General features: G+C 59.7%; 1 pseudogene. It reads left to right on the top strand.

Going from position 1 to position 1,651, the window contains the following annotated elements:
* Positions 1-76 precede the first annotated feature (76 nt).
* Positions 77-1,651, top strand: a pseudogene (locus tag IMZ29_RS22360) (Tn3-like element IS1071 family transposase); the annotation flags it as partial.

Here is a 1,651-nt window from a genome sequence, read left to right as displayed (position 1 = left end):
GAGTAGGTTGAACACCTGGCTCAATTTTGGGTCGGCACAACCCTCATAAGTGGCTCAGTTTTCGGTCGGCGCCAACATCAAAGGATCCAGAAAGCTGCCAGTTGAAGTGGTGGCACCAAGTCTGGGAATGATCTGGCAGGTTTCGATCTCCAGCCCAGACCGGGAACGGGCGTTTCAGGCGTTGGAGGTGGCCACCCTGTTTGCCCTGCGCCGCGCGGTGCGCAATGGCTCGGTCTGGATTGAGCACAGCCTGAGCTTTCGGGGTCGTGCGCGCTTGTTCTTCACGGACGAGCGTTGGCAGGCAGAGTCCAAGAAACACTATGCCCGTCTATCGTTACCCAGCAAGGCTGCCACTTTCTTGAAGCCTTTGCTGGCCAGAGTAACTGCCGGTGTCGATGCGGTGGCCGCTGCAGCCCGCAGTGGCGTACTGCGCGTGGATGATGAACTCCATTTGTCGCCATTGCCCGCAGAGGACGAAGACCCAGAAGTGACCAAGCTGCGCGCGGCTTTGGGTCACCGCATCGGTGAGGTTCAATTGCCGGAAGTGATTCTGGCCGTTGACGCCCAGGTGCGCTTTAGCTGGATCATGCTCGGACGTGAGCCGCGCTCTACCGACGAGCTGCTGATGGTCTATGCCGGCATCATGGCCCACGGCACCAGTCTGACTGCGGTCGAATGCGCGCGCATGATTCCGCAATTGTCTGCCACCAGCATTCGCCAGGCCATGCGCTGGGCGCGGGACGAACGGCGTCTGAGCCAGGCCTGCCAGGCTGTGCTGGAATTCATGCAGCGACACCCGATTGCCGCCACCTGGGGGCGGTCCGATTTGGCATCTTCTGACATGATGAGCATGGAGACCACCAAACGGGTGTGGCAAGCCCGGCTTGATCCTCGGCGCAACACACCTTCCATTGGAATCTACTCCCATGTAAAAGACCGGTGGGGCATCTTCCATGCGCAGCCCTTTGTGCTCAATGAGCGCCAGGCGGGCGTGGCCATTGAAGGTGTCATCCGCCAAGAAAAGCTGGAGACCAGCCAGCTTGCTGTGGATACCCATGGCTACACCGACTTTGCCATGTCACATGCCCGTTTGCTTGGTTTTGATCTTTGCCCGCGGTTGAAGGAACTCAAACAGCGCCACCTCTTTGTGCCACGCGGCACCAAAGTGCCCGCAGAAATCGCTGCGGTGTGCGAAGCCAATGTCGACGTCGCTTTGATCGAAAAGCATTGGGATAGTCTGGTGCACCTGGCAGCCTCGGTCATGAGCGGACATGCCAGTGCGGTGGCAGCTCTTGCGCGGTTCGGTTCTGCCGCCCAGGGCGATCCAATCTATGAGGCTGGCGTGCAATTGGGGCGGTTGCTGCGTACGGCGTTTTTGGCTGACTACTTTGTCAAGGACGCTTTCAGGAACGAGTTGCGCCGGGTGCTCAATCGGGGCGAGGCTGTTAACGCCCTCAAGCGCGCCATTTATACCGGCCGGATCAGCCCGGCGCAGGCCAAACGTGTCGATGAAATGCAGGCTGTGGCCGATGCGTTGAGCCTGATGGCCAACATCGTGATGGCGTGGAATACCTCACAGATGCAGGCGGTCCTGGATCGCTGGTCGAACCGCCGCCAGGTCATTCCACCGGAACTGATCGGGAAGATTGCG

Source organism: Verticiella alkaliphila (assembly GCF_018904615.1).
GTDB lineage: Bacteria > Pseudomonadota > Gammaproteobacteria > Burkholderiales > Burkholderiaceae_B > Verticiella > Verticiella alkaliphila.
This window is presented reverse-complemented; position numbering and strand designations above follow the sequence as displayed.